The organism is Streptomyces sp. NPDC047853 (assembly GCF_043204535.1).
In the GTDB taxonomy this organism is placed as follows: Bacteria; Actinomycetota; Actinomycetes; order Streptomycetales; family Streptomycetaceae; genus Streptomyces.
In genome coordinates, this window is sequence record NZ_JBIDCI010000002.1 from 25,005 (window position 1) to 50,002 (window position 24,998).

Below are 24,998 nucleotides of genomic sequence, written 5' to 3' on the forward strand. Positions count from 1 at the left end.
CACCGCAGGGCCCCGGGGAGCTTGCCCCGGGGCCCTGCGTGGTGCGGGATCGCGCGTGGTGCGGGGCCCTGCGTGGTGTGGGTCCCCGCGTAATGCGGGACCCCGCGTAATGCGCGACCCCGCGTCGTGCGGGTCAGACCGACTCGGTCACCGGCCTCTTCGCCGTGGCCCCGTCCTCGTCGCCGCCCGCGTCGTCCGGGCCGTCCGCCGTCTTCGGGCCGGCCCCCTTCAGCGGGACCTCTTTCACGAAGACCGCCGCGACCAGGGCCAGCACCGCCACGACGGCGCCGAGCAGGAACGCCCCGTGCGTCCCGGAGGACACCGCGTGCTGATACGCCTCGCGCGCCGCCTCCGGCAGCCTGGCCAGGCTGTCCGCGTCCAGCTGCGCCGACTGCTCGGTCACCTTGGAGCCCAGTGCGCCGGCCCGCTCGGTCATGACGTCCTGGACCCGGTGGTTGAACAGGGCGCCCATGATCGCGACGCCGAAGGAGGAGCCGAGGGTGCGGAAGAGGGTGGTGGACGAGGACGCGACGCCCATGTCCTTCATCTCCACGCTGTTCTGCGCCACCAGCATGGTGATCTGCATGAGGCAGCCCATGCCGAGGCCGACGACGGCCATGTAGACGCCGGAGGTGAAGCGGCTGGTGTCGGTGTCCATCAGCGACAGCAGGTACAGCCCGACGGTCATCAGGACACCGCCGGCCAGCGGGAAGATCTTGTAGCGCCCGGTGTTCGTGGTGACCCGGCCGGCCACCATCGACGTGACGAGCATCGCGCCCAGCATCGGCAGGAGCAGCAGCCCGGAGTTGGTGGCGGACGCGCCCTGCACGGACTGCTGGTAGAGCGGCAGGAAGAGGGTGGCGCCGAACATCACGAAGCCGGTGATGAAGCCGATGAGGGACATCAGCGTGAAGTTGCGGCTGCGGAAGATGTGCAGCGGCACGATCGGCTCCGCGGCCCTGGTCTGCCAGAACGCGAACCCGACCAGCGCGGCGACGCCGATGCCGATCAGCTCCATGATCCGCGCGGAGGTCCAGGCGTACTCGGTGCCGCCCCAGGTGGTGACGAGGACGATCGCGGTGATGCCGACCGTGAGCAGTGCGGCGCCCAGGTAGTCGATGCGCGCCTCGCTGCGCTTCTTCGGCAGGTGCAGCACGGCGCTGACGGCGACCAGCGCGACCGCGCCGAGCGGCAGGTTGATGTAGAAGGACCAGCGCCAGCCCCAGTGGTCGGTGATGGTGCCGCCGACCAGCGGTCCGCCGATCATCGCGAGCGCCATGACGCCGGCCATCATGCCCTGGTACTTGCCGCGCTCACGCGGCGGTATGAGGTCGCCGATGATGGCCATGACGCCGACCATCAGACCACCGGCGCCGAGTCCCTGGACGGCACGGAAGCCGATGAGCTGACCCATGTCCTGGGCCATGCCGCTGAGCGCGGAGCCGACCAGGAAGATGACGATCGACGTCATGAACGCGCCCTTGCGCCCGTACATGTCGCCGAGCTTGCCCCACAGCGGGGTGGAGGCCGCGGTCGCGAGGGTGTAGGCGGTGACCACCCAGGACAGGTGCTCCAGGCCGCCCAGCTCGCCCACGATGGTGGGCATCGCGGTGCCGATGATCATGTTGTCCAGCATCGCGAGCATCATCGCGATCATGAGCGCGAGCAGCACCACCCGCACGCTCCTCGGCTGCTTGCCGTCCTTCTCCACGGTCCCTGCCGCCGCTGTGTCCGCCATTGCCCTTCACTCCCCCAGCCACTGCCACTTACTTGCCGACCGGCAAGTTGACTACACTCGGGAAAGTAGACGCGTAACTAGCCGGGCGTCAAGTAAGTTTTTCGGAAAGGCGTCCGGGGCGGTCCCGCATGTGCGCGGAACAGGAGGTGCGTAGGAGGATGGGCGGCACGATGGACAGCACCAAGCAGCAGCGGCGCCGCGGGGACACCCGCCAGCGCATCCAGGACGTGGCACTGGAGCTCTTCGCCGAGCACGGGTACGAGAAGACCTCGCTGCGCGAGATCGCCGAGCGCCTGGACGTCACCAAGGCGGCGCTCTATTACCACTTCAAGACCAAGGAAGAGATCCTGGTCAGCATCTTCGAGGATCTCTCGCGGCCGATCGAGGACCTGATCGCCTGGGGCTCGCGGCAGCCGCACACGCTGGAAACCAAGCAGGAGATCGTCCGCCGCTACGGTGAGGCCCTGGCGGCCGCCGCGCCGCTCTTCCGCTTCATGCAGGAGAACCAGGCGACGGTGCGGGACCTGCGCATCGGCGAGATGTTCAAGACCCGCATGCTCGGTCTGCGCGACATCCTCATAGACCCGGAAGCGGACCTGGTCGACCAGGTCCGCTGTGTGAGTGCGCTGTTCACGCTGCACGCCGGGATGTTCGTGCTCCAGGACCTGGAGGGCGACCCCGAGAAGAAGCGCGCGGCCGTTCTCGAGGTCGCCACCGGTCTGGTGACCCAGGCGCACCGGGGAGCCGACGGCTCCTGACCGGTCACGGTCAGACGGTCACGCCCTTGTCGCGCAGGAAGGCGACGGGGTCGACGGCCGAGCCGTAGTTCGGGGTCGTACGGATCTCGAAGTGAAGGTGCGGACCGCTGGAGTTGCCGGTGTTGCCGGACTTGGCGATCGACTGGCCGGTCTTCACGATCTGGCCGGCCTTCACGTTGACCTTCGACAGGTGCGCGTACTGGGAGTACGTGCCGTTGCCGTGCTTGATCACGACGGCGTTGCCGTAGGCGGGGCCGTCACCGGCGCCGTTGCCGCCGGCCTTGACCACGGTGCCGCCGTGCGTGGCGACGACGTTGGTGCCGATCGGCACGGCGAAGTCCTGGCCGCTGTGCTTGCTCGCCCACATGCCGCCGTTCTGGGCGAAGCTGGCGCTGAGGGTGTACTTCTTCACCGGGTCCACCCAGGAGGCGGCCTTCTTCTTGGCGGCCGTCTTCTTGGCGGCGACGGTCTTCGCGCTCGTGGCCTTCTCGGCCTGCGCCGCCTTGGCCTGCGCCGCGGCCTGGGCCTCGACGGCGCTCGCCGTGGTGGAGGAGGTGGAAGCCGCCGTGGTGCCGGTGGCGGCCGCGACCCCGGCTCCCAGTGCGACCGAGGCTCCGAGGCCGGCGGCCATCACCGCGGCGCGGGTGCGGATGGTCGTACGGGAAGAACGGGACGTGACACGCGGAAACATTCGAACCTCATGGGGACGGGAACGGGGGGTGCCCTCCGGCGTGACGCCGAGGCGCTCACCGGGCGGGCTCCACCTTGGTAACCCGACCGGCCCGAACCGCACAAAGGTGTGACCTACGACGTTATTTAGTACTTGTTGAGGAAACTTCCCGACTCTTGACAGAGCCGCCATTACGGACAAAACCAGCTCAGGGCCCCGGAAAACCCCCCTACCCCTCGTCCGATCTGTCCGTTTTCGTCGTTCTTGCGGCCTCCCCTATTCCGCGTAGTACACCCCGGATCACCTGTGCGGCACATCACCGGCGGTCGCGGTCGAGACCCCCCGTGATGTGACCGGGGCTACTCCCTTCCGGCCTAACCCGCCCATCGCACAAGGGGGTTCATGGGGGCCCGGAACGTGGTCGGGGTCACGCAAAAGGGGCCTTTTCCCTCCGCCGCGGACCCTCCCGGACGCGCGAACCAGACACCTACCGCCCAGTAACCCAATCGTTGCCGTACGGCCACTTGCTCAGGTGAGCATGCTCGCGACAACTTTGCCGTCAGGTATTCGCGCAGGCATGAGAGGACCCCAACCCCCCATGACCGAACAGACCGGACAGACGAGACAGACCCGGCACGCCTGGAAGCGCGCCGCGGGCACGGCCGCCGTCACCGCTGCGGCGCTCACCGCGACGGTCGTACCGGCCGTCGCCGCCACCCCCGCCGACACGCGGCCCGCCCGGGCGGCGTCCGCCCCGGCGACGCCCGCTGCGGCGCCGGTGGCCGCGTCCGCCGCCGACGTCGGCTACGACACGTGGCAGAAGGACTGCCGGGCCGTGATGGACCAGGCACTGCCGTACCTCAAGGAGCGGATCGCCGACAGCCGGCCCGGCGAGAAGCAGGCCATCGTCCTCGACATCGACAACACCTCCCTGGAGACCGACTTCGGCTTCAGCTACCCCCAGCCCGCCAACCGGCCGGTCCTGGAAGCCGCCGAGTACGCCCAGGACCACGGCGTCGCCCTGTTCTTCGTGACCGCCCGGCCGGGCATCATCTCGGCGCCCACCGAGTGGAACCTCGACCACGCCGGCTACGAGTCCTCCGGCCTGTACGTGCGCGGCTTCCTCGACCTGTTCCGCGACGTCGCCGAGTACAAGACCGCCCAGCGCGCCAAGATCGAGTCCAAGGGCTACACGATCATCGCGAACATCGGCAACAGCGCCACCGACCTGTCGGGCGGCCACGCCGAGAAGACGTTCAAGCTGCCGGACTACGACGGCCAGTTGTCCTGACCCCCGGTAGGCTCCCGAGGTCGACCGACCACGGGGGTGGCGCATGGAACCGGCGGTACTCGGCGGGAAGTTGGCGTCCAGCCTGGTCGCCCCGCTGGTGAGGAAGCTGTTCGTCACGGGCGGGCCCGGCGCCGGGCTGGTCGACCGACCGGTCCGGCTGACCCACCTGGTCTCCTTCCGGGGCGAGCAGCGCACCCTCGGGGAGAAGGAGGTGCGCAGGCTCGCGGGGCGGCTGGTCGGGGACTCCCTGGACTCCCCCGGTGAGCCGCCCTTCCCGCCGGACGAGACGGAGGCGGTCACCACCGCCCTGACGGTTCGTCTGCTGACCCTCGGCGACCTGGACATGGACGACGTCCAGGCCGTCCGCCTGGGTCACCAGGAGCTGGCCAAGCAGTTGGGGTACCGGGCGCCCTCGGCCACCGGAGGTCTGTCCGCCGACGCCTGCTACTTCCTCGACTCGGTGACGGAGTGGGCCTGCCTGCACATCCTGGAGTTCTTCACCCGCCGCTCCACCTTCGTCGCCCGGACCCTGGTGGAGCAGTCGCGGTGGCACGCGGAGCTGATCGCCAGGGTCGACGAGCTGATCGCCCGCACCCCGCGCCCCGACGCCCGCGACACCGCCTTCGAACGCCGGTACCTGCCCCACATCGCCGAGCGGCACAACCACCTCACCATCTACGGCATCGACCTGCGGGACTCACCGGACAGATGGCCCCTGGAGGTCGCCTACCTGAGCCTGGAGGCGACCGGCGAGGAGGAGGGCGCCGCCCTCGCCGGCGAGCCGGCCGATCCGGCGCACACCGTCCGTGTGCCGGCCGAGGACGCACTGCGCACCCGCGACCGGCTGCTCCTGCGCGGCGACGCGGGTTCCGGCAAGACGACGCTCGTGCAGTGGCTGGCGGTGACCGCCGCGCGGGACGGCGACCGCATCCCGTACGTCCTCCCGCTGCGGACCCTGGTCCGCGCGGGCGCCCTTCCGTCCCCCGCCGGTTTCCTGACCGCGGTGGGCTGCCCGCTCACCCCGCCCGACGGCTGGGCGGAGCGCGTTCTCACGGCCGGCCGCGGCCTGCTCCTGATCGACGGGCTGGACGAGATCCCCGCCGCCGACCGGCACCGCGCCCGCGACTGGCTCCTCGCCCTGATCCGGGCCTTCCCCGGCAACCGCTGGCTGCTCACCTCCCGGCCCACCGCCGTACGCCCCGACTGGCTGGTCGCCGAGGGCTTCCGGGAACTGACCCTCGCCCCGATGCGCCGGGCCGACCTCACCACCTTCGTACGGCGCTGGCACGCGGCGGCCGACGCCCCCGCGTACGAGGCGAGACTGCTGGACGCCCTGCACACCAAGCGCGACCTGGCCCGCCTCGCCACCAACCCGCTGATGTGCGGCCTGATCTGCGCCCTGCACCGGGAGCGAAGGGGCTACCTCCCGACCGGCCGCAAGGAGCTGTACGACGCCGCCCTGACGATGCTGTTGGCCCGCCGGGACCGGGAGCGGGGCATGGAGGCGGTGGAACTCGGCGAGGAGGCACAGCTGGAGCTGCTCCAGCGGCTGGCCTACGCGCTGGTGCTGAGCGGGCGCACGGAGATGGACCTGGCCACGGCCGAAGGAATCGTGGAACGCTCGCTGCCGTCGATCGCCTCGGCGGCGGGGCAGGGCGACGCGGTGACGGTCCTGCGGGCCCTCGTGCTGCGGAGCGGGCTGCTCCGGCGGCCCGGCGAGGACTCCCTGCATTTCGTCCACCGCACCTTCCAGGACTATCTCGGCGCCCGGTACGCGGTCGAGGAGGGCCACCTCGACGTCATCGCGAGCCGTGCGGACGACCCCCACTGGGAGGACGTGATCCGCATGGCGGTGGCCCACGCCCGGCCCGGGGAGCGGGCCATGCTGCTGCGCCGGCTGCTGGCGCGGGACACCCCGCGCCTGACGCTGCTGGCCCTGGCCTGCCTGGAGCACGCCACCGCCCTCGACCCGGCGGTACGGGCGGAGGTGGAGGCACGGGCGGGGGCGCTGATCCCGCCGCGGTCGACCGAGGACGCGAGGGCCCTGGCCGAGGCGGGGCCCCTGGTCCTGGAGCTGCTGCCGGGTCCGGAGGGACTGACGGACGCGGAGGCCCACGGGGTCACGGTGACGGCATCGCTGCTGGCGGCGCACGAGCCGGACGGGGCGCTCGCGGTGCTCCGCCGGTTCCGCGGGCACCCCTCACTCGGCGTGCGGCGGCAGCTGGTCGGCACGTGGGGCCGGTTCGATCCCCTCGGGTACGCGAGGGAGGTACTGGACCACTTGGACCGGACGGAGCTGTTCCTGACGTGCACGACGGAGGGGCAGCGCGCGGCTCTCGCGGACCTGCGGCCGCCGTGGAGTCTGCTCCGGTTCGAGGGACCGCACGCGGTGGCCGACATCCTCGGAGCCGTGCCGCGGCCGGAGACGATCCAGACGCTCCATTTCGTGCGGAACACCGAGCTGACCGACCTCGACCCGCTGATCGCCTTCGCGTCCCTGCGCCACCTCTCCCTGACGGACTGCGGGGACGCACGGGGTCTGCACCGCCTCACCGCGCTACGACTCGAAGGCCTCACGGTCCGCGGCACCACCGATGTCACGGGCCTGGACGCCCTCGACTCGCTGGGGCGGCTCTCCCTGCTGCTGCGGCTCCCGGGCAGCCGGCTCACCGATGCGCTTCCGGTGGCGGCACCCCTGCGGGAGCTCCACCTCGGCCGGTTCACCACCATGGACACCGGGCTCCGGGGCCTGTCGCACTGGTCCACGCTCGAGCGCCTCACCCTGCAGGGCCATCACGTCGTCCCGGCCGACTGGGTGGAGATGTCCCTGCTGCCGCGGTTGGACTCCGTGGACATCGACGCCTCGGACCTCGTCGAAGGCCTGGACGAGCCGCCCGCGCTGCCCGCGCTGCCCGGCGTGCGTACCGTCCGGGTGACCAGGACCCGCGGCGGTGACGCCGCCCGGCTGGCCGTCCTCTTCCCCCGCGCCGTGATCACCGTGTCCTGAAGGCGGACGGACGGGACGTGAAAGGGGCCGCACCGAGACCTTGGTCTCGGTGCGGCCCCTTTCCAGGCTCACCCCCGGAGGGCTACGCCTCCTTGCTCAGGTTCGGACCGGCGCCGCCGGCCGCCTGCTCGATCGGCGGGACGTCGGGGAGGGCCGACTTCTCCTCGCCGCGGAAGGTGAAGGTCTGGGTCTCGCCCTCGCCCTCGGTGTCCACGACCACGATGTGACCGGGGCGCAGCTCGCCGAAGAGGATCTTCTCCGACAGCGTGTCCTCGACCTCGCGCTGGATGGTGCGGCGCAGCGGACGCGCACCCAGCACCGGGTCGTAGCCCTTCTTGGACAGCAGCTCCTTCGCGGACTGGGAGAGCTCGATGCCCATGTCCCGGTCCTTGAGGCGCTCGTCGACCTTGTCGATCATCAGGTCGACGATCCGCAGGATGTCGGCCTGGCTGAGCTGCGGGAAGACGACCACGTCGTCGACGCGGTTGAGGAACTCGGGCCGGAAGTGCTGCTTGAGCTCGTCCTGGACCTTGTTCTTCATGCGCTCGTAGTTGGTCTTCGTGTCGCCCGCGGCGGCGAAGCCGAGGTTGAAGCCCTTGGAGATGTCCCGGGTGCCGAGGTTGGTCGTCATGATGATGACCGTGTTCTTGAAGTCCACGACCCGGCCCTGGGAGTCGGTCAGGCGACCGTCCTCCAGGATCTGCAGCAGCGAGTTGAAGATGTCCGGGTGGGCCTTCTCGACCTCGTCGAAGAGGACGACGGAGAACGGCTTGCGGCGGACCTTCTCGGTCAGCTGGCCGCCCTCCTCGTAGCCCACGTAGCCGGGGGGCGAACCGAAGAGACGCGAGACCGTGTGCTTCTCGCTGAACTCCGACATGTCGAGGGAGATCAGCGCGTCCTCGTCACCGAAGAGGAACTCGGCGAGCGCCTTGGACAGCTCGGTCTTACCGACACCGGACGGGCCGGCGAAGATGAACGAGCCACCCGGACGCTTCGGGTCCTTCAGACCGGCACGGGTACGGCGGATCGCCTTGGACAGCGCCTTGACGGCGTCGACCTGGCCGATGACCCGCTTGTGGAGCTCGTCCTCCATGCGCAGCAGGCGGGACGACTCCTCCTCCGTGAGCTTGAAGACCGGGATGCCGGTGGCGGTCGCGAGGACCTCGGCGATCAGCTCGCCGTCGACCTCGGCCACGACGTCCATGTCGCCGGCCTTCCACTCCTTCTCCCGCTTGGCCTTGGCGGCCAGGAGCTGCTTCTCCTTGTCGCGGAGGGAGGCGGCCTTCTCGAAGTCCTGCGAGTCGATCGCGGACTCCTTGTCGCGGCGGACGCCGGCGATCTTCTCGTCGAACTCGCGCAGGTCCGGCGGCGCGGTCATCCGGCGGATGCGCATCCGGGAGCCGGCCTCGTCGATCAGGTCGATCGCCTTGTCCGGCAGGAAGCGGTCCGAGATGTAGCGGTCGGCGAGGGTGGCCGCCTGGACCAGGGCCTCGTCCGTGATGGAGACGCGGTGGTGGGCCTCGTACCGGTCACGGAGACCCTTGAGGATCTCGATCGTGTGCGGCAGCGACGGCTCCGCGACCTGGATCGGCTGGAAGCGGCGCTCGAGGGCCGCGTCCTTCTCCAGGTGCTTGCGGTACTCGTCCAGCGTCGTGGCACCGATGGTCTGGAGCTCACCACGGGCCAGCATCGGCTTGAGGATGCTCGCGGCGTCGATGGCGCCCTCTGCGGCACCCGCACCGACCAGCGTGTGCAGCTCGTCGATGAACAGGATGATGTCGCCGCGGGTGCGGATCTCCTTGAGCACCTTCTTCAGGCGCTCCTCGAAGTCACCGCGGTAGCGGGAGCCGGCGACCAGCGCGCCGAGGTCCAGGGTGTAGAGGTGCTTGTCCTTGAGGGTCTCGGGCACCTCGCCCTTGACGATGGCCTGCGCGAGGCCCTCGACGACGGCGGTCTTGCCGACGCCGGGCTCACCGATCAGGACCGGGTTGTTCTTGGTGCGGCGGGACAGCACCTGCATGACCCGCTCGATCTCCTTCTCGCGCCCGATGACCGGGTCGAGCTTGGACTCACGAGCGGCCTGGGTGAGGTTCCGGCCGAACTGGTCGAGGACCAGGGACGTGGAGGGGGTGCCCTCCGCAGGACCGCCGGCGGTGGCGGTCTCCTTGCCCTGGTAGCCGGAGAGCAGCTGGATGACCTGCTGCCGCACCCGGTTGAGATCGGCGCCCAGCTTGACCAGGACCTGGGCGGCGACGCCCTCGCCCTCACGGATCAGGCCGAGCAGGATGTGCTCCGTGCCGATGTAGTTGTGACCGAGCTGGAGGGCCTCGCGGAGCGACAGCTCCAGGACCTTCTTGGCACGGGGGGTGAAGGGAATGTGACCCGACGGGGCCTGCTGGCCCTGCCCGATGATCTCCTCCACCTGCTGGCGGACCGCCTCGAGCGAAATCCCGAGGCTCTCAAGGGCCTTGGCGGCGACACCCTCACCCTCGTGGATCAGGCCCAGGAGGATGTGCTCGGTGCCGATGTAGTTGTGGTTGAGCATCCGGGCTTCTTCCTGAGCCAGGACGACAACCCGCCGCGCGCGGTCGGTGAACCTCTCGAACATCGTTAATCGCTCCTCAGAGCGGTCAGGCAGTAAGGGGAACTTCCCCTCCCTGTCCTTCCGCAGCTTAGTCCCGCAAGCGGGGACCGCTCATTCCAACTGCCGACACCGTCGATGGCCTCCTGACCCCTGACGCCGACATCTGCCACAACCCGATGGTGCGAGACGATGTTCCCGCAGGCCAGGCACTTACCCCAGTCGCCAGTACGCCGATGGCGAACGTGAGACGGCCCAATCCGCGTGTCGCCCCCTCCCACTAGGGATGTCTTACCCGCTGGGACGGACACTCCATGCGGCGCGCACCGGTTCCCTCCGCTACGGGCGAACAACCTTGTGCCTCCCCGCGCCCCCGCACGCCCCCACGTTCAGCACGGAACGCGTCCGCAGCACCACCCAGCGTAACCCGGACGCCGTTTCGACCGTTGCACTTGGCATGGTTGGCGCCCCCCTCCCGGTCCCTCCGGCCTTTCCGGCCGCTCCGGCCCCCACGGTGCCGTTCCCCCGCCGACCGCTCGAGGCGGGCGGCGCGCCGGAGCCCGTGCGGCGGTGGTACGAGTGCGCGCTCGGCTGGCCGACGGCGCCGGGGTCCCCGGTGCGGCTCCGTACCGGTGTCCGCTTCGACGTCCTGGAGGTCCCCGCCGAGGCCGGCCACGCGGCTCTGGAGCGCTTCGGCCCGGCCGCGCACGGGCCGGGTTTCCCCGTGGCCGTTCACGGCGAGCGGATGCTGCTGCTCGTGGCGGCGGGCAGCACGGAGGAGATGCCGGGGCTGCTGGAGTGGCTGGAGTGGGGCTCGCTGCCGCTCGACCTCACGGCGGTCGGCGCCGGCGGCCTCCTGGACGCGCCGCTGCCCGCCGGATGCGGCGCGGCCGGTCCGCCGCCGCGTCCCCCGGAGCGCGAGGGCCTGCGGGGGGCCGCCGTGTGGCTGCGGCCCCCGGAACCGGGGTGCGAGGTCGAGGCCTCGCTGCCGACGCTGTCGGCCATGGGGGGCACGGGAACCGCCCCCGATCTCGCACGGCTGGTCCACACCCTGGCGACCCAGTGCCACCGGATCGGACTCGCCCGGCCTTCCCGGTTCGCGCGTCCCTCGCGGGCGCCGCGCTGACGGCCTCCGGGCCGGCGGCTGAGCCCGGGGTGCGGGCCGGGCCGACTGCTGGGCCCGTGGTGCGGGGCGGGTGATCAGCCGTTGGCCTTCTCGTACGCCTCGCGAATCATCGCGGGGACACGACCGCGGTCGTTGACGTCGTAGCCGTTCTCCTTGGCCCAGGCGCGGATCGCCGCGGTGTCCTGGCTGCCACCGGAGGAGGTACGCGCCTTGCCGCGACCGCCCGAGGCGCGGCCCCCGGTGCGACGACCACCCTTCACGTACGGGTCGAGAAGCCCACGGAGCTTGTCCGCATTGGAGGTGGTGAGGTCGATCTCGTACGTCTTGCCGTCCAACGCGAACGTCACGGTCTCGTCTGCCTCGCCACCGTCGAGGTCGTCGACAAGAAGGACCTGAACCTTCTGTGCCACCGGATTTCCTTTCATCGATAACCTGAGGGCCGGAGGTCCGTCGGCGTCCGCCGTATCGCCAACCCTTGTTATATGCAGTACTGCAGTACGTCGGAAAGCAAACCGCTTTTGCCGGAAAAACACAAACCCCCGACGGAGACCGGTAGCCCGCTCCCGGGCCGGAAAGATACGCGTTTCGGACATAGGGAACCCGAGCCAACCCGCGCACGGCCTGTCGGTGGAATAAACCTGGCGAAGTGCTGCGGATGGCATCGATGCCCGATGATCACAGATGCAGAAGCATCCGGCTGTTGCCCAAGGTGTTCGGTTTCACTCGTTCGAGACCGAGGAACTCCGCGACACCCTCGTCATAGGAACGCAGCAGCTCCGCGTAGACATCGGTGTCGACGGGAGTCTCCCCGATCTCCACGAACCCGTGCTTGGCGAAGAAGTCCACTTCGAAGGTGAGGCAGAAAACGCGCCGAACACCGAGCCAGCGAGCCGTGTCCAGCAACTTCTCCAGCAACCGGTGCCCGACGCCGACGCCCTTCAGGCCGGGCTTGACCGCGAGAGTCCGTACTTCCGCGAGGTCTTCCCACATCACGTGCAGGGCGCCGCAGCCGACCACCTCGGCGTTGTCGTCCCGTTCCGCGACCCAGAACTCCTGGATGCTCTCGTAAAGCGTCACCATCGCTTTGTCGAGCAGGATGCGGTCACGGACGTACGCGTCGAGGAGCCGGCGCACGTCCGGGACATCGCTGGTGCGGGCCCGTCGGACGCTGATGGCTTTTGACATGTGGGGACGCTATCGCTCGCCCACGTCCGGTACGGAGCCGGGGTTGGGTGCGGGGGTTTCCGGTCCCCTCACGATGCGGATGGCGTCTCCGAGAGCCTGGCGCTGTTCCTCGCTCATCATGCCGAAGAAGGCGATGAGGGCGGCCGTGGGGTTGTCGCTCTGCGACCACGCGTCGTTCATCAGCGCGGCGGCGTAGGCGGCGCGGGTGGAGACCGCCTCATATCGATAGGCCCGGCCTTCCGACTCTCGTCGCACCCAGCCCTTCTGATGGAGATTGTCCAAAACGGTCATCACCGTGGTGTACGCGATGGACCGTTCCTGTTGCAGGTCTTCCAGGACTTCTCGAACGGTCACGGGGCGGTTCCACTTCCACACCCTCGTCATGACCGCGTCTTCGAGTTCTCCCAATGGGCGAGGCACACCTCGACGATAGTGGGAGAACCCGGCGATGGCGTGGCGGACGTGCGGTTTCGCCGTCAAACGAGCACAAAAAGGGCGTACGGCCCGCCGTGGAGCGGGGGCCGTACGCCGGTGTCCGACGTGGGGGGGGGAGGGAGCCGGAGGTCAGGCCTCGGAGCGGGCGGACGGCTGGCGGGCGCCCTCCGCTCGCGCGAGGGCGGCGTCCACGGCCGCGTCCTCCTTGGCCTTGTTGGCGCCGCCCTGGGTCTTCACGATCACCCTGATCACGCCGATGAAGAACACGGCCATCACGGCCGGGGGCAGGAGCGCGGAGACGTAGTCCATGACCCCAGGGTAGCCAGGCCCGGTCAGCCGGCGGCGAGGTGGTGCCGGGAGGCGGGGGCGGGAGGGGCCGGCTTGCGGCGGGGGAAGACCTCGCCGGGGGTGGGGACGGGGCGTTTCGGCGTGGCCGGAGCTGGGCGGGGGGCCGGCTTCTGTGCGGGCTTCTTCTCGGGCTGCTGGCCGCCGGGGAGGGCGTGGAGGCGGGTGCGCGCGGCGGGGAGGACGACGGTGGTCGCGGGGGCCGCCGTGCCTGCCCTGGGGCGTGGGGGTCTGCAGCGGTCGAGCAGGGCGGCCGCGGTGGCGTTACCGCGCAGGGCTCCCAGGGCGGCGAGGTCGTCCGCGTTCGGGCGGTGACCGGCGCCCAGCGCCTCGTCCAGGAGCGTGAGGTAACCGGTGGCGGTGCCGGGGAGGGCGGCGCGGTACCGGGCGAGGTCGGCCACCAGGAAGGCGCGCAGCCGGGCGCTCTCCCGCATCGCCTCGTCGAGCGACTCTGCGAGGCGGAGGCAGTCCTGGGCCTCCTCCGCCGTGACGGGGCTGGGGTTCAGGGCGAGGGCGAGGGCGCGCCGGAGCACACGCAGCTCCTGGGCACCGAACGCCATACCGCCGCGGGATCCGTAGGGCGTGGGCATGCGGCGACGATACGCGCTAATCAGACAAACTCGGCATAGGGGATGGGTGTGGCGTGGGGGGCCACTCGGATGCGGGGGCCTCCGGCGGTGGTGCGGGGTGCCTGCGGCGGGCTGTGGGGGGTTCGGTGCGGGGGCCTGCGGCAGGCTGTGCGGGTTCGGTGCGAGGGCCTGCGGCGGGCTGTGCGGGTTCGGTGGGGGTGCGCGGTGCGCGGGTGGGGGGTCGGGGCCGGGCCGGGGGGTGTCCGTCCTCGGAACGGCGCGGAATCGGTCGGGGAACGGGGTGCCGTTCGTTGACGCGCCAACCGCTGCGGGCGGACACCCCCCGGCCCGGCCCCTTCTCGCCGTCCGCGGGTGCGGGTCCTCGCCCCCGGCTCGCCTCTTCCCGTCGTGCGCGGGTGCGGGTCCTCGCTCCCGTGGCCCGTTCCTGCTCGTCGTACGGGGCTGGGTGGGGCCACCGGCGCGCAGGCGGTGGTTGCTGGGCGCCGGTGGTTGCGGGTCGGGCGTGGTGCGGGGGCTACATGCGGGAGACGTTTCGTTCGTAGACCAGGCGGAGGCCCATCAGGGTCAGCCACGGCTCGTGTTCGTCGATGACCGAGGACTCGCCCAGGACCATCGGCGCGAGCCCGCCCGTCGCGATGACCGTGACGTCGTCGGGGTCGGTGGCCAGTTCGCGGGCCATGCGGTTCACGACGCCGTCGACCTGGCCGGCGAAGCCGTAGACGATGCCGGACTGCATGGCCTCGACCGTGTTCTTGCCGATCACGCTGCGGGGGCGGGCCACCTCGATCTTGCGGAGCTGGGCGCCCTTGACGCCGAGTGCCTCCACCGAGATCTCGATGCCGGGGGCGATGACGCCGCCGATGTACTCGCCCCGCGCGCTGACGGCGTCGAAGGTCGTCGCCGTGCCGAAGTCGACGACGATCGCCGGGCCGCCGTAGAGCTCGACGGCCGCGACCGCGTTGATGATGCGGTCGGCGCCGACCTCCTTGGGGTGGTCGGTGAGGATCGGGACGCCCGTCTTGACGCCCGGTTCGACGAGGACCGCGGGGACGTCGCCGTAGTAGCGGCGGGTGACCTCGCGGAGTTCGTGCAGGACCGAGGGGACCGTCGCGCAGATGGCGATGCCGTCGATGCCGTCGCCCAGTTCGTCGCCGAGGAGCGGGTGCATGCCCATCAGGCCCTGGAGGAGGACGGCCAGTTCGTCGGCCGTGCGGCGCGGGTCCGTCGAGATGCGCCAGTGCTCGACGATGTCCTCGCCGTCGAAGAGGCCGAGGACGGTGTGGGTGTTGCCTACGTCGATCGTCAGCAGCATGGCTCTACTCCGCCGCTCGCAGGTCCAGGCCGATGTCCAGGATCGGGGAGCTGTGGGTGAGGGCGCCCACGGCCAGGTAGTCGACTCCCGTGGCCGCGTACGCCTTGGCGTTGGCGAGGGTGAGGCGGCCCGAGGCCTCCAGGGCGGCGCGGCCGGCGACCAGGGCGACGGCCTCCTCGCACTCGTCCGGGGTGAAGTTGTCCAGGAGGATGAGGTCGGCGCCCGCGTCCACGACGTCGCGGAGCTGGTGCAGGGTGTCGACCTCGACCTCGATGGGGAGGTCGGGGAAACGCTCGCGCACCGCCTGGAAGGCCTGTGCGACGCCGCCCGCGGCCACCACGTGGTTGTCCTTGACCAGGGCCGCGTCCGAGAGGGACATGCGGTGGTTGACGCCGCCGCCGCAGCGGACCGCGAACTTCTCGAGGCTGCGCAGGCCCGGGGTGGTCTTGCGGGTGTCCCGGACCCTGGCCTTGGTGCCCTCCAGGACGTCCGCCCACGCGCGCGTGGCCGTCGCGATGCCCGACAGGCGGCACAGGAGGTTCAGCGCGCTGCGTTCGGCGGTGAGGATGTCGCGGGTGCGGGTGGTGACCGAGAGGAGCTTCTGGCCGGCTTCGACGCGGTCGCCGTCCTCCAGGTGGCGCTCCACCTCGAACTCGTCCGTGCAGACCACCGAGAGGACCGCCTCGGCGACCCGGAGGCCCGCCACGACGCCGGCCTCCCGCGCGGTGAAGTCGGCGGTGGCCACGGCTTCCTCGGGGATGGTCGCGACCGTCGTCACGTCGACGCCGCCCGCCAGGTCCTCCTGGACGGCGATGTTCGCCACGTCCTCGACCTCCACCGGGTCGAGACCCGAGTCGAGGAGGAGGGCCGCGAGTGCGGGATCGAGGCCGCACTCCATGAAGGTCTCTTCGTCGGTGTCCGCGCCGCAGGCGCAGCCGTCGCCGCAGCCTCCGCCGGAAGCGAGGGGAAGGTCGGGGGTGTTCACTGCTGTCACTGCTCCTGAGGACGCTGCGGGCACTGGGGGCTGTGGGTGGTCGGGGGGAAGTCTGCGGTCTCCGTGGTGTGCACGGCGAGGGTCCGGTCCGGGTTCAGGCGTACGACGATGTGGCGGCGCCAGGTCGTGTCGTCGCGGTCCGCGTGGTCCTCGCGCCAGTGGCAGCCGCGGGTCTCCTCGCGTCGCCGCGCGGCGGCCACCAGGACGCGGGCCACGCACAGGAGGTTGGTGGCCTCCCAGGTGTCGACGCCCGGCTCGGACGTCTTGCCGTTCTCGTACAGGGCTTCGCGGGCCTCGGTGTGCAGGTCGTGCAGCTGGTCGGCCGCGCGCGCGAGGGAGTCGGCCGAGCGCAGGACGCCCGCGCCCGCGGTCATGATCCGCTGGACGGTGAGGCGGGCTTCGGGCGGGAGGAGGGGGTGCGCGGGGTGCGCCCGCTGCGGGAGCGGCGCGGGCACGGGCGCGTGGAGGACGTCGGCCGTGTGGCTCGCCGCGATGTCGGCGGCGATGCGTTCGGCGTAGACCAGGCCCTCCAGGAGGGAGTTGGAGGCCAGGCGGTTGGCGCCGTGCACGCCGGTGCAGGCGACCTCGCCGCAGGCGTACAGGCCCGGGACGGTCGTGCGGCCGTGGGCGTCGGTGCGGACGCCGCCGGAGGCGTAGTGGGCGGCGGGCGCGACCGGGACGGGCTCGGTGACCGGGTCGATGCCGTGGGCGCGGCAGGCGGCGAGGATCGTCGGGAAACGGCGCTCCCACATCGCCGCCCCGAAGTGGCGGGCGTCCAGGTACATGTGCTCGGTGCCCCGCTCCTGCATGCGGCGCGTGATGCCCTTGGCGACGATGTCGCGGGGGGCCAGCTCGGCCAGCTCGTGCTGTCCCACCATGAAGCGCACGCCGTCCGCGTCCACCAGGTGGGCGCCCTCGCCCCGTACCGCCTCCGACACCAAGGGCTGCTGGCCCTCGGCGTCCGGGCCGAGGAAGAGGACCGTGGGGTGGAACTGGACGAACTCGAGGTCGCTCACCTCCGCGCCCGCGCGCAGGGCGAGCGCGACGCCGTCGCCCGTGGAGACGGACGGGTTCGTCGTCGCCGAGAAGACCTGGCCCATGCCGCCGGTGGCGAGGACCACCGCGGGGGCGTGGACCGCCCCGACGCCGTCGTGCTGGCCCTCGCCCATGACGTGCAGGGTGACGCCGGCGGTCCGGCCGTCGGCGTCCGTGAGGAGGTCCAGGACGAGGGCGTTCTCGATCGTGCGCATCCCTCGCGCGCGTACCGCCTCGACCAGGGCGCGGGAGATCTCCGCGCCCGTGGCGTCGCCGCCGGCGTGGGCGATGCGGCGGCGGTGGTGGCCGCCCTCCCGGGTGAGGGCCAGGCCGCCCTCGGTGGACTCGTCGAAGTGCGCGCCGGTGGCGATGAGGCGGCGTACGGCGTCCGGGCCCTCGGTGACCAGGGTGCGGACCGCCTGCTCGTCGCAGAGGCCCGCGCCGGCCACCAGGGTGTCGTCCAGGTGCTGCTCGGGGGTGTCGCCCTCGCCGAGGGCCGCGGCGATGCCGCCCTGCGCCCAGCGCGTGGAACCGTCGTCGAGGCGGGCCTTGGTGACGACGACCGTCCGCAGGCCCGCGGCCTCGCAGCGCAGGGCCGCGGTGAGTCCGGCGACGCCGGAGCCGACGACCACCACGTCCGCGGCGATGGCCCAGCCGGGCGCGGGGGCGTGCAGTCGTATGCCTGTGCTGGTCACGAGGCGGCTCCGAACGTGAGGGGGACGTTGTCGATCAGCCGGGTCGCGCCGACCCGGGCGGCGACCGCGAGGACGGCCTCGCCGGTGTGGTCGTCGCCGATCTCCGTGAAGTCGGAGGGGTCGACCAGGGCGAGGTAGTCCAGCTCCAGCGGCGGGTCGAGACGGGCGGCCTCGTCCAGGACCAGGCGGGCGGCGGCGCGGACGGCCGTGGCACTCGCCGGGGCGCTCTTCGGGGCCGAGGTGGCGACGGCGTGCGCGTCGGCCGCCGCGCGGGACTCGCCCAGGGCGCTGAGCGCCTCGGCGCGCGCCTGCGTGGCGGGTACCTCACGGGCCCGCGCGCGCAGCGCCTCCTGGGCGGCGTGCCGGTCCAGGCCGGCGAACAGGGCCTGGGAGAGGGCGAGGGCCGTGCGCCGGTCTTGGGGCGTGAGGTAGCGGTTGCGGCTCGACAGGGCCAGGCCGTCCTCCTCGCGCACGGTGGGGACGCCGACGATGTCCACGCCGAAGTTCAGGTCGCGGACCATCCGGCGGATCAGGGCCAGCTGCTGGGCGTCCTTCTGACCGTAGAGGGCGAGGTCCGGGCGGGTGAGGTGGAGCAGCTTGGCGACGACGGTGAGCATGCCGTCGAAGTGGCCGGGGCGGGAGGCACCCTCCAGGCGCTCGCCCATGGGGCCCGCCGTGACGCGCACCTCGGGCTCGCCGCCCGGGTAGACCTCGTCCACGGAGGGGGCGAAGACGACGTCCGCGCCCGCCTGTCCGGCGATCTCCAGGTCGGCGTCCAGGGTGCGCGGGTACCGGTCGAGGTCCTCGCCCGCGCCGAACTGGAGCGGGTTGACGAAGACGGTGACGACGACCTCGCCGTCGCGGCCCGCGAGGTCGCGTGCCGCGCGGACCAGGGTGGCGTGGCCCTCGTGCAGGGCGCCCATGGTCATCACGACGGCCCGGCGGCCGCGCCGCACGCGCGCGTGGAGCTCGTCGGCGGTGCGCAGCAGGACGGGCGGGGTGGTGGTCATCGGGCGTCTCCCTCGGGGCCGGTGCCGGGGCCGGGGCCGTCCGTTCCGTCCGGTCCGTCTGTTCCGTCCGGTCCGTCTGTTCCGTCCGGACCTTCTGTTCCTTCCGGCCCGTTCGGACCGTTCGGACCGTCGCGGTCGTCGGTGTTCGCTGTGTCCTGGGTGCCTGCCGGGCCTTCAGGGCTCGCCGTGTCGCCGGTGCGGGCCGTGCCCGCGGGGCCGGGGGCGCCTTCGGTGCTCGTGGGGGTGCCTGCCGCGCCGGTTCCGTCGGCGAGGACCCCGAGCAGGTCCTCGGCGAGTTCGGCCTTCAGCAGGCCGTGGCCCAGGGCCCGGTCGGCGGTCGCGCGGGCCATCGCCACGTAGCCCGCCACGGCCTGCGGGGCGTGGACGCGCAGCTCCGCGATGTGCGCGGCGACCGTGCCCGCGTCCCCGCGCGCGACGGGGCCGGTGAGGGCCGCGTCCCCGGAGCGCAGGGCGTTGTCCAGAGCGGCGCCCAGCAGCGGGCCGAGCATCCGGTCGGGGGCCTCGACGCCGGCCGTGCGCAGCAGCTCCATGGACTGGGCGACCAGGGTGACCAGGTGGTTGGCACCGAGGGCGAGGGCGGCGTGGTACAGCGGGCGCTTCTCCTCCGCGATCCACTCCGGCTCGCCGCCCATCTCGATGACCAGGGCCTCGGCGGCCAGACGCAGCTCCTCGGGAGCGGTGACGCCGAACGAGCAGCCGGCCAGGCGTTGGACGTCCACGGGCGTGCCGGTGAAGGTCATCGCGGGGTGCAGGGCCAGCGGCAGGGCGCCGGCGCGCAGCGCGGGGTCGAGGATCCTGGCGCCGAACCGCCCGGAGGTGTGCACGAGCAGCTGACCCGGCCGCACCGCCCCCGTCTCGGCGAGCCCGGTCACCAGGTCCGGCAGGGCGTCGTCGGGGACCGTCAGCAGGACCAGCTCGGCTCGCTGGAGGACCTCCGCCGGCGGCACGAGCGGCACGTCGGGGAGGAGAGCGGCGGCACGCCGTCTGGACGCGTCGGAGACACCGGAGACGGCCACCGGCCGGTGCCCGGCGAGCTGGAGGGACGCGGCCAGCGCGGGGCCCACGCGTCCGGCGCCGACGACGCCTACCGTGAGCCGCGCGGGGCGGTCCTTGGGGTCTGGCTGTGGGGTTGTGTTCACGCGACGGCGGCCTTCCCGTTCCAGTCCGCTCGGGGTACCGGACGATTTCTCGTCATGTTAACGCGATTGGTTCGGGGCACGTCCGGTTGTCCACAGGCTGTGGGTTTCCGTGCGGCGGCGGGGCACACCTCCCCGCGCGCGTGATCGGGCGTGGCGGAAGCTGTGGGAAAACCGGTGTGTCCCCGTCGGCGTCCGCGCGGCATGATCCCGGCATGAGCGATGCGGCGGAGCAGACGGAGCGGGACGGGCTCGCGGGGCGGGCGGGGCGGCCCGGGCGGCCGGCCGGGGTGCCGGACTCGGCCGGGGCGGAGGCGGCGCACGCGCACGGCCCCGGTCTGCGGGAGCGGCGCGTGGCCGCCCATCGCGGTGCCCGGCGCGTGCTCGCCGCACCGGGTTTCGGTACGACCCTGCGCGAGCGGCTCGCGCTGCTGGAGGGGGCAGCCGAGCTGTACGACCTCGACGAGGCCTCCGACATGTACGGCGACGGCATCGTGGAGGCCCTGGAGGAGAGGACCGCCGCCCTGCTCGGCACCGAGGCCGCCGCGTTCTTCCCGACCGGCACCATGGCCCAGCAGGTGGCGCTGCGCTGCTGGGCGGGGCGCACCGGCGACCCGGTGGTCGCCCTGCACGGGCTCAGCCACCCCGAGGTGCACGAGCGCAACGCCTTCAGCCTGGTCAGCGGGCTGCGCCCGGTACGGCTGACCAGTGAGCCGCGAATGCCGACGGCCGAGGAGGTGCGCGGTTTCGAGGAACCCTTCGGGGCGCTGATGCTGGAGCTGCCCCTCAGGGAGGCCGGTTTCGTGCTGCCCACCTGGGAGGAGCTCACCGAGGTCGTCGACGCCGCGCGGGAGCGCGACGCGGTCGTCCACTTCGACGGTGCCCGGCTGTGGGAGTCCACCGTGCACTTCGGCCGGTCCGCGGCCGAGATCGCGGGTCTCGCGGACAGCGTGTACGTCTCGTTCTACAAGTCCCTCAAGGGCTACGGCGGCGCCGCCCTCGCCGGCCCCCGGACCCTCGTCGAGGAGGCCAGGGCATGGCGGCACCGGTACGGCGGCGCGGTCTTCCAGCAGTTCGCCACGGTGCTGTCGGCGCTGGCCGGCCTGGAGCGCGAGCTGCCCCGGCTGCCGGAGTACGTGGCCCACGCGCGCGTGGTGGCCGCCGCGCTGCGGGAGGGCTTCGCGGCGGCCGGGCTGCCGTGGGCGCGGGTGCACCCCGAGGTACCGCACACCCACGAGTTCCAGGTCTGGATGCCGTACGAGGCCGAAGTCGTCGGCGAGGCCGCGGTCCGGCAGGGCGAGGAGACCGGCACCCTGCTCTTCTCCCGGGGCTGGCGGACCCCCGGCCCGGGGCTCGCCGTCACCGAGGTCGGGGTGGAGGCGGAGGGCCTCCGGTGGACGGCCGACGACGTGAAGGCCGCGGTGGCCGACTTCGCGGCCAGGCTGACCGGCTGACCCGCGCAGCGGCTCACCGGCGCCGACCCGCTGACGGCTCAGGACCACCGGCCGACCGGCTCCGACCGAGCCCGACCGGGTCCGACCGGCTCCGACAGCTCCGACAGCTCCGACAGCTCCGACCGGCCTACTGCCCGCCGCGGGTCGGCCGCACCGGGCGGCCGGCGAGGACCGCGCGGAAGCGGCGGCGGTCGCGCCAGGCGCGCACGACCCGCCGGTCATGGGTGCCGGGCGCCGGCGGGGCGGGTGCGCCCAGTTGCCGGGCGCGATGAAGGTCGAGGAGGTACTGCTGCGTGACGCTCATGCGGATCTCCTTCTCCGGGGGACGTGGGGGGAGGCCGGGCTGCCGCGGGCCGCCCCGGTGGGTGTCCAGCCTGCGCCGCCACGGGCGCGGTGGTCGCGTCGATTGACCGCGACGGTCAATCGACGGCGGTGTTGTCAGTGGCGGGGTGCACCATGAGGACATGAGCGTGCGCATCGACATCGCGGGGCTGCGGCCGGAGAGGGTCGCCGTCGTGCCCTCCCCGCTGGCCGAGCTGGGCATGGCGCTGCACGCGCTGTCCGAGCCGGGGCACCACCCGGGCCTGCAGGGCTGGGCGACGGGCGTGACCGCCGGGCTCGACTCCCCTCTGGCCGACCGGATGTGCGAGGCCGACTTCCTGTGGCGGACGACGTTCTCGGACCTCTTCATGCCGTTCGCGGGCGTCCCGGGCCGCAGCACCCTGCCCGGCGCCACCCTCGCCGAGGACCTGGACCTGCTGGACAAGCTGTCCGACGAGCAGTTCGTGGACGCGGCGCTGGAGTTCACCTGCGCCCTGCCCTACAGCACCCGCGGGGTCTCCGCGCTCACGGACGCCGGGGTGCGCCGGCGGGCGCTGGACCTGGCCGCCGCCCGGGGGCCGCAGCAGCTGCGCTTCAGTGAGCGGCTGCTGGTCGATCCGCCCCGCATCCGGGGCTGGCTGCGGCAGTTCGCCCAGGACTGCGACGAGGCGTTCTTCGCGGAGGCCTGGTCCCGGTTGCGCCACCAGCTGGCGGCCGACGCCCGGCACAAGACGGAGATCCTGCGGCGCAAGGGCCTGGCCGAGGCGCTGGCCGCCGTGTCCCCGGCGGTGGAGCTGGACGAGTCCTCGGGGCGGATCACGGTCGACAAGCTGGGGGACGGTGTCACGGCCACCGGGGACGGCGGCCTGCTGCTGGTGCCCACCAGCCTCGGCTGGCCCCACCTGTCCGTCCTGCACCGCTACGACTGGCAGCCGGCGCTGCACTACCCCGTCGGCTCCCCGGAGCTGGCCTCCCCGCCGTCGGTGGAGCAGCTCACCCTGCGGATGACCGCGCTGTCGCACCCGGTCCGGATGCGGATCTGCCGCTATCTGGCGCGCAGTTCGTACACCACCAGCGAGCTGGCGCAGGTGCACGGCATGACGGCCCCGGAGATATCCCGGCACCTGGCGGTGCTGAAGAAGGCGGGCCTCATCACGACCCGCCGCCGCGGGCGGTACGTCCTGCACCAGCTGGACGTGACGGTGGTGGCCCGGCTGGGCAGCGACTTCCTGGAGGGCATCCTCCGCTGACCCGCGACCGGGGCCGCCCGGCCGTCAGCCCTGCCCGCCTCCGGCCCGGACCAGCCCCGTCTCGTAGGCGAGGACGACGATCTGCACCCGGTCGCGCAGGCCGAGCTTGGTCAGGATGCGGCCCACGTGCGTCTTCACGGTCGCCTCGGACAGCACGAGCCGGGCCGCGATCTCGCCGTTGGACAGGCCCTGGGCGACCAGCACCATGACCTCCCGCTCGCGTCCGGTGAGCCGTTGCAGTTCCTTGTGCCGGGGCTCCTGCCCGGTGGTCGGCAGCATCGGGGCGAACCGGTCCAGCAGCCGGCGGGTGGTCGAGGGGGCGACCACCGCGTCGCCGCTGTGCACGGAGCGGATCGCGGCGAGCAGTTCGCCGGGCGGCACGTCCTTCAGCATGAAACCGGAGGCGCCCGCCTTCAGCGCCGAGAAGGCATACTCGTCGAGGTCGAAGGTGGTCAGGATCAGCACCTTCGGCGCGTCCGGGTCCACACAGATCCGGTTGGTGGTCTCGACGCCGTCGAGCTTGGGCATGCGGACGTCCATCAGGACGACGTCCACGGCGGTCGACCGCAGCACCTGGAGAGCCTCGACGCCGTCCCCGGCCTCGGCGACGACCTCCATGTCCGGCTGGGCCGCCAGCACCATCCGGAAACCGGTGCGCAGCAGCACCTGGTCGTCGACGAGCATGACGCGGATCGCCATCGGGGCCTCTTCCGTTCTCCGGCCGTCCGGTCGTGCCGGGTGCGCCGGTCTCTGGGGCCGGGTCGCCGGCCGGTTGTGACAGGTGTCAACGCCGTACATGCGTACAGGCGGGGATGTCAGTGTGCGGGTTTCAGCGGCAGCAGCGCGCTGATGCGGAATCCTCCGCCCTGCCGCGGGCCCGCGTCCAGGGTGCCGCCGACCATGCCGACGCGTTCCCGCATGCCGATCAGGCCGTGCCCCTGGCCGTCGAAGCCGCCCTCCTCGTACAGCTCGTGGGGGGCGCCCTTGCCGTCGTCCTCGACGAGCAGCCCGAGACCGTCGTCGAAGTAGACCAGCCGCACGCTCGCGCCCGCGTTGGGGCCGCCGTGCTTGCGGGTGTTGGTGAGCGCCTCCTGCACGATGCGGTACGCGGTCAGCTCGACCCCGCTGGGCAGGGTGCGCGGGGTCCCCTCCACCTTGAAGTCCACCGGCAGCCCCGAGCTGCGGCACTGCTCGACGAGGTCCTCGATCTGCCGGACGTCCGGCTGCGGGACGTACTCGCCGGCCTCCTGGTGCTCGCCGGTGCGCAGCACGCCGAGCAGGCGACGCATCTCCGCGAGGGCCTGGCGGCCGGTGGAGGAGATGGTCTCCAGGGCCTTCCTCGCCTGGTCGGGGGCGGCGTCCATGACGTAGGCCGCGCCGTCCGCCTGCACGACCATCACGGAGACGTTGTGCGCGACGACGTCGTGCAGCTCGCGCGCGATCCGGGCGCGCTCGGCGGCCACCGCGACCTTGGACTGCGCCTCGCGCTCCTTCTCCAGCCGGGCGGCCCGCTCCTCCAGCTGCGCGAAGTAGGCGCGGCGGGTGCGGAGGGAGTCACCGAGCACCCAGGCCAGCGCGAAGGGCACCGTCTGGAAGACCGTTATCGCGACGTTGTTGCCTATGCTCACGCCCTCCATGGGCCAGCGCAGCTGCGCGACCGGCGCCGCGCACAACCCCATGGTCAGGGCGGCCCTGGAGGCCCAGCGGGCGCCGGTCACGGCCACCGTGTAGACGATCACCAGGAGGGCGAAGTCGGCCGCCATCGTCGACACGTCGAGCGCGACCTGGCCGAGGCCCACCGCGGCGGCCAGCAGCAGCATCTTCTCCGGCACGAGCCGGCGCAGCGCGATCACGACGCACAGCAGCAGGACGCACGGGATGATCAGCGCCATGGCGTCCGTCCCCCGGGCCTCCCGCACCGGGTCCACGGACACGACGGAGATCGCGAACAGGACCAGAGCCCAGGAACAGTCGACCCCGGTCGGGTGTCGGCGGAGGAAATCGTAGAGGCGCTGCACGTAAACCAGCGTAGGGAAGCGCGATA

22 protein-coding genes are annotated in these 24,998 nt (G+C 72.2%); 6 read left to right on the top strand and 16 right to left on the bottom strand.

What is annotated here, in order from left to right; genetic code table 11:
* Nucleotides 1-133 precede the first annotated feature (133 nt).
* On the bottom strand, nt 134-1,738 hold the full coding sequence (locus ACGF5T_RS04060) for an MDR family MFS transporter (RefSeq protein ID WP_361011743.1): 1,605 nt from the start codon (nt 1,736-1,738) through the stop codon (nt 134-136).
* Between the two features lie 158 nt (nt 1,739-1,896).
* On the opposite strand from ACGF5T_RS04060, the gene ACGF5T_RS04065 reads away from it, so the two are divergent.
* On the top strand, nt 1,897-2,496 hold the full coding sequence (locus tag ACGF5T_RS04065) for a helix-turn-helix domain-containing protein (RefSeq protein WP_356612612.1): 600 nt from the start codon (nt 1,897-1,899) through the stop codon (nt 2,494-2,496).
* Between the two features lie 10 nt (nt 2,497-2,506).
* On the opposite strand, the gene ACGF5T_RS04070 is transcribed toward ACGF5T_RS04065, so the two are convergent.
* On the bottom strand, nt 2,507-3,187 hold the full coding sequence (locus ACGF5T_RS04070) for a M23 family metallopeptidase (RefSeq protein WP_366768905.1): 681 nt from the start codon (nt 3,185-3,187) through the stop codon (nt 2,507-2,509).
* Between the two features lie 577 nt (nt 3,188-3,764).
* On the opposite strand from ACGF5T_RS04070, the gene ACGF5T_RS04075 reads away from it, so the two are divergent.
* Nucleotides 3,765-4,457 (top strand): HAD family acid phosphatase, encoded by a 693-nt coding sequence (locus tag ACGF5T_RS04075; RefSeq protein ID WP_356612616.1) that lies wholly within the window; start codon nt 3,765-3,767, stop codon nt 4,455-4,457.
* Between the two features lie 43 nt (nt 4,458-4,500).
* Nucleotides 4,501-7,464 carry an NACHT domain-containing protein gene (locus tag ACGF5T_RS04080; protein WP_366768903.1) on the top strand — a complete coding sequence of 988 codons (2,964 nt, stop codon included), beginning with the start codon at nt 4,501-4,503 and terminating at the stop codon, nt 7,462-7,464.
* An 82-nt stretch (nt 7,465-7,546) separates the two neighbouring features.
* Here ACGF5T_RS04080 and ACGF5T_RS04085 read toward each other — a convergent pair whose 3' ends face one another.
* Nucleotides 7,547-10,072, bottom strand: a complete 2,526-nt coding sequence (locus ACGF5T_RS04085; RefSeq protein WP_053134935.1) for an ATP-dependent Clp protease ATP-binding subunit — start codon at nt 10,070-10,072, stop codon at nt 7,547-7,549.
* 430 nt (nt 10,073-10,502) lie between these two features.
* Between ACGF5T_RS04085 and ACGF5T_RS04090 the strand changes: the two genes are divergently transcribed.
* The gene (locus ACGF5T_RS04090; protein ID WP_361011750.1) at nt 10,503-11,171 is read left to right on the top strand and encodes an SCO3374 family protein; all 669 of its coding nucleotides are present in this window, start codon (nt 10,503-10,505) and stop codon (nt 11,169-11,171) included.
* A 74-nt stretch (nt 11,172-11,245) separates the two neighbouring features.
* On the opposite strand, the gene ACGF5T_RS04095 is transcribed toward ACGF5T_RS04090, so the two are convergent.
* The 10 genes from ACGF5T_RS04095 to ACGF5T_RS04140 form a co-directional block, all read right to left on the bottom strand.
* Entirely contained in the window at nt 11,246-11,581 is a 336-nt protein-coding gene (locus ACGF5T_RS04095; protein WP_356612621.1) for an Lsr2 family protein, read from the bottom strand.
* Nucleotides 11,582-11,846: 265 nt separating this feature from the next.
* A complete protein-coding gene (locus ACGF5T_RS04100) occupies nt 11,847-12,356 on the bottom strand; it encodes an amino-acid N-acetyltransferase (protein WP_356612623.1) in 510 nt (169 codons plus the stop codon).
* A gap of 9 nt (nt 12,357-12,365) precedes the next feature.
* A complete protein-coding gene (locus tag ACGF5T_RS04105) occupies nt 12,366-12,764 on the bottom strand; it encodes a BlaI/MecI/CopY family transcriptional regulator (RefSeq protein WP_383650658.1) in 399 nt (132 codons plus the stop codon).
* 156 nt (nt 12,765-12,920) lie between these two features.
* Nucleotides 12,921-13,100 carry a hypothetical protein gene (locus tag ACGF5T_RS04110; RefSeq protein ID WP_356612626.1) on the bottom strand — a complete coding sequence of 60 codons (180 nt, stop codon included), beginning with the start codon at nt 13,098-13,100 and terminating at the stop codon, nt 12,921-12,923.
* A 23-nt stretch (nt 13,101-13,123) separates the two neighbouring features.
* A complete protein-coding gene (locus ACGF5T_RS04115; protein ID WP_366768902.1) occupies nt 13,124-13,726 on the bottom strand; it encodes a hypothetical protein in 603 nt (200 codons plus the stop codon).
* A gap of 514 nt (nt 13,727-14,240) precedes the next feature.
* Nucleotides 14,241-15,038 carry a type III pantothenate kinase gene (locus tag ACGF5T_RS04120; protein WP_356602087.1) on the bottom strand — a complete coding sequence of 266 codons (798 nt, stop codon included), beginning with the start codon at nt 15,036-15,038 and terminating at the stop codon, nt 14,241-14,243.
* A 4-nt stretch (nt 15,039-15,042) separates the two neighbouring features.
* Nucleotides 15,043-16,023 (bottom strand): carboxylating nicotinate-nucleotide diphosphorylase, encoded by a 981-nt coding sequence (gene nadC, locus ACGF5T_RS04125; protein ID WP_366766522.1) that lies wholly within the window; start codon nt 16,021-16,023, stop codon nt 15,043-15,045.
* A 5-nt stretch (nt 16,024-16,028) separates the two neighbouring features.
* A complete protein-coding gene (locus tag ACGF5T_RS04130; protein ID WP_361011755.1) occupies nt 16,029-17,762 on the bottom strand; it encodes an L-aspartate oxidase in 1,734 nt (577 codons plus the stop codon).
* A complete protein-coding gene (panC, locus tag ACGF5T_RS04135) occupies nt 17,759-18,772 on the bottom strand; it encodes a pantoate--beta-alanine ligase (protein WP_366766427.1) in 1,014 nt (337 codons plus the stop codon). Before panC ends, ACGF5T_RS04130 begins: the two co-directional genes overlap by 4 nt.
* Complete coding sequence (locus tag ACGF5T_RS04140; protein ID WP_366766428.1) at nt 18,769-19,932, bottom strand: DUF2520 domain-containing protein; 1,164 nt, start codon at nt 19,930-19,932, stop codon at nt 18,769-18,771. Before ACGF5T_RS04140 ends, panC begins: the two co-directional genes overlap by 4 nt.
* Before the next feature lie 212 nt (nt 19,933-20,144).
* Here ACGF5T_RS04140 and ACGF5T_RS04145 point away from each other — a divergent pair, with 212 nt between their 5' ends.
* Nucleotides 20,145-21,383: a beta-eliminating lyase-related protein gene (locus tag ACGF5T_RS04145; protein WP_366766429.1), complete on the top strand. Its 1,239-nt coding sequence runs from the start codon at nt 20,145-20,147 to the stop codon at nt 21,381-21,383.
* A 127-nt stretch (nt 21,384-21,510) separates the two neighbouring features.
* Here ACGF5T_RS04145 and ACGF5T_RS04150 read toward each other — a convergent pair whose 3' ends face one another.
* Nucleotides 21,511-21,687 carry a hypothetical protein gene (locus ACGF5T_RS04150; protein WP_356602097.1) on the bottom strand — a complete coding sequence of 59 codons (177 nt, stop codon included), beginning with the start codon at nt 21,685-21,687 and terminating at the stop codon, nt 21,511-21,513.
* A gap of 160 nt (nt 21,688-21,847) precedes the next feature.
* Between ACGF5T_RS04150 and ACGF5T_RS04155 the strand changes: the two genes are divergently transcribed.
* Nucleotides 21,848-22,954 (top strand): DUF5937 family protein, encoded by a 1,107-nt coding sequence (locus tag ACGF5T_RS04155; RefSeq protein WP_361011764.1) that lies wholly within the window; start codon nt 21,848-21,850, stop codon nt 22,952-22,954.
* Nucleotides 22,955-22,978: 24 nt separating this feature from the next.
* Here ACGF5T_RS04155 and ACGF5T_RS04160 read toward each other — a convergent pair whose 3' ends face one another.
* A complete protein-coding gene (locus ACGF5T_RS04160) occupies nt 22,979-23,653 on the bottom strand; it encodes a response regulator transcription factor (RefSeq protein ID WP_356602099.1) in 675 nt (224 codons plus the stop codon).
* Nucleotides 23,654-23,769: 116 nt separating this feature from the next.
* Nucleotides 23,770-24,972 (bottom strand): sensor histidine kinase, encoded by a 1,203-nt coding sequence (locus ACGF5T_RS04165; protein ID WP_356602101.1) that lies wholly within the window; start codon nt 24,970-24,972, stop codon nt 23,770-23,772.
* Nucleotides 24,973-24,998 lie beyond the last annotated feature (26 nt).

What these genes read in the sequence shown, in the direction of transcription:
- ACGF5T_RS04060 (WP_361011743.1), bottom strand. Translation starts at nt 1,738, where the DNA reads ATGGCGGACACAGCGGCGGCAGGGACCGTGGAGAAGGACGGCAAGCAG.
- ACGF5T_RS04065 (WP_356612612.1), top strand. Translation starts at nt 1,897, where the DNA reads ATGGGCGGCACGATGGACAGCACCAAGCAGCAGCGGCGCCGCGGGGAC.
- ACGF5T_RS04070 (WP_366768905.1), bottom strand. Translation starts at nt 3,187, where the DNA reads ATGTTTCCGCGTGTCACGTCCCGTTCTTCCCGTACGACCATCCGCACC.
- ACGF5T_RS04075 (WP_356612616.1), top strand. Translation starts at nt 3,765, where the DNA reads ATGACCGAACAGACCGGACAGACGAGACAGACCCGGCACGCCTGGAAG.
- ACGF5T_RS04080 (WP_366768903.1), top strand. Translation starts at nt 4,501, where the DNA reads ATGGAACCGGCGGTACTCGGCGGGAAGTTGGCGTCCAGCCTGGTCGCC.
- ACGF5T_RS04085 (WP_053134935.1), bottom strand. Translation starts at nt 10,072, where the DNA reads ATGTTCGAGAGGTTCACCGACCGCGCGCGGCGGGTTGTCGTCCTGGCT.
- ACGF5T_RS04090 (WP_361011750.1), top strand. Translation starts at nt 10,503, where the DNA reads ATGGTTGGCGCCCCCCTCCCGGTCCCTCCGGCCTTTCCGGCCGCTCCG.
- ACGF5T_RS04100 (WP_356612623.1), bottom strand. Translation starts at nt 12,356, where the DNA reads ATGTCAAAAGCCATCAGCGTCCGACGGGCCCGCACCAGCGATGTCCCG.
- ACGF5T_RS04110 (WP_356612626.1), bottom strand. Translation starts at nt 13,100, where the DNA reads ATGGACTACGTCTCCGCGCTCCTGCCCCCGGCCGTGATGGCCGTGTTC.
- ACGF5T_RS04115 (WP_366768902.1), bottom strand. Translation starts at nt 13,726, where the DNA reads ATGCCCACGCCCTACGGATCCCGCGGCGGTATGGCGTTCGGTGCCCAG.
- ACGF5T_RS04120 (WP_356602087.1), bottom strand. Translation starts at nt 15,038, where the DNA reads ATGCTGCTGACGATCGACGTAGGCAACACCCACACCGTCCTCGGCCTC.
- panC (WP_366766427.1), bottom strand. Translation starts at nt 18,772, where the DNA reads ATGACCACCACCCCGCCCGTCCTGCTGCGCACCGCCGACGAGCTCCAC.
- ACGF5T_RS04145 (WP_366766429.1), top strand. Translation starts at nt 20,145, where the DNA reads ATGAGCGATGCGGCGGAGCAGACGGAGCGGGACGGGCTCGCGGGGCGG.
- ACGF5T_RS04150 (WP_356602097.1), bottom strand. Translation starts at nt 21,687, where the DNA reads ATGAGCGTCACGCAGCAGTACCTCCTCGACCTTCATCGCGCCCGGCAA.
- ACGF5T_RS04155 (WP_361011764.1), top strand. Translation starts at nt 21,848, where the DNA reads ATGAGCGTGCGCATCGACATCGCGGGGCTGCGGCCGGAGAGGGTCGCC.
- ACGF5T_RS04160 (WP_356602099.1), bottom strand. Translation starts at nt 23,653, where the DNA reads ATGGCGATCCGCGTCATGCTCGTCGACGACCAGGTGCTGCTGCGCACC.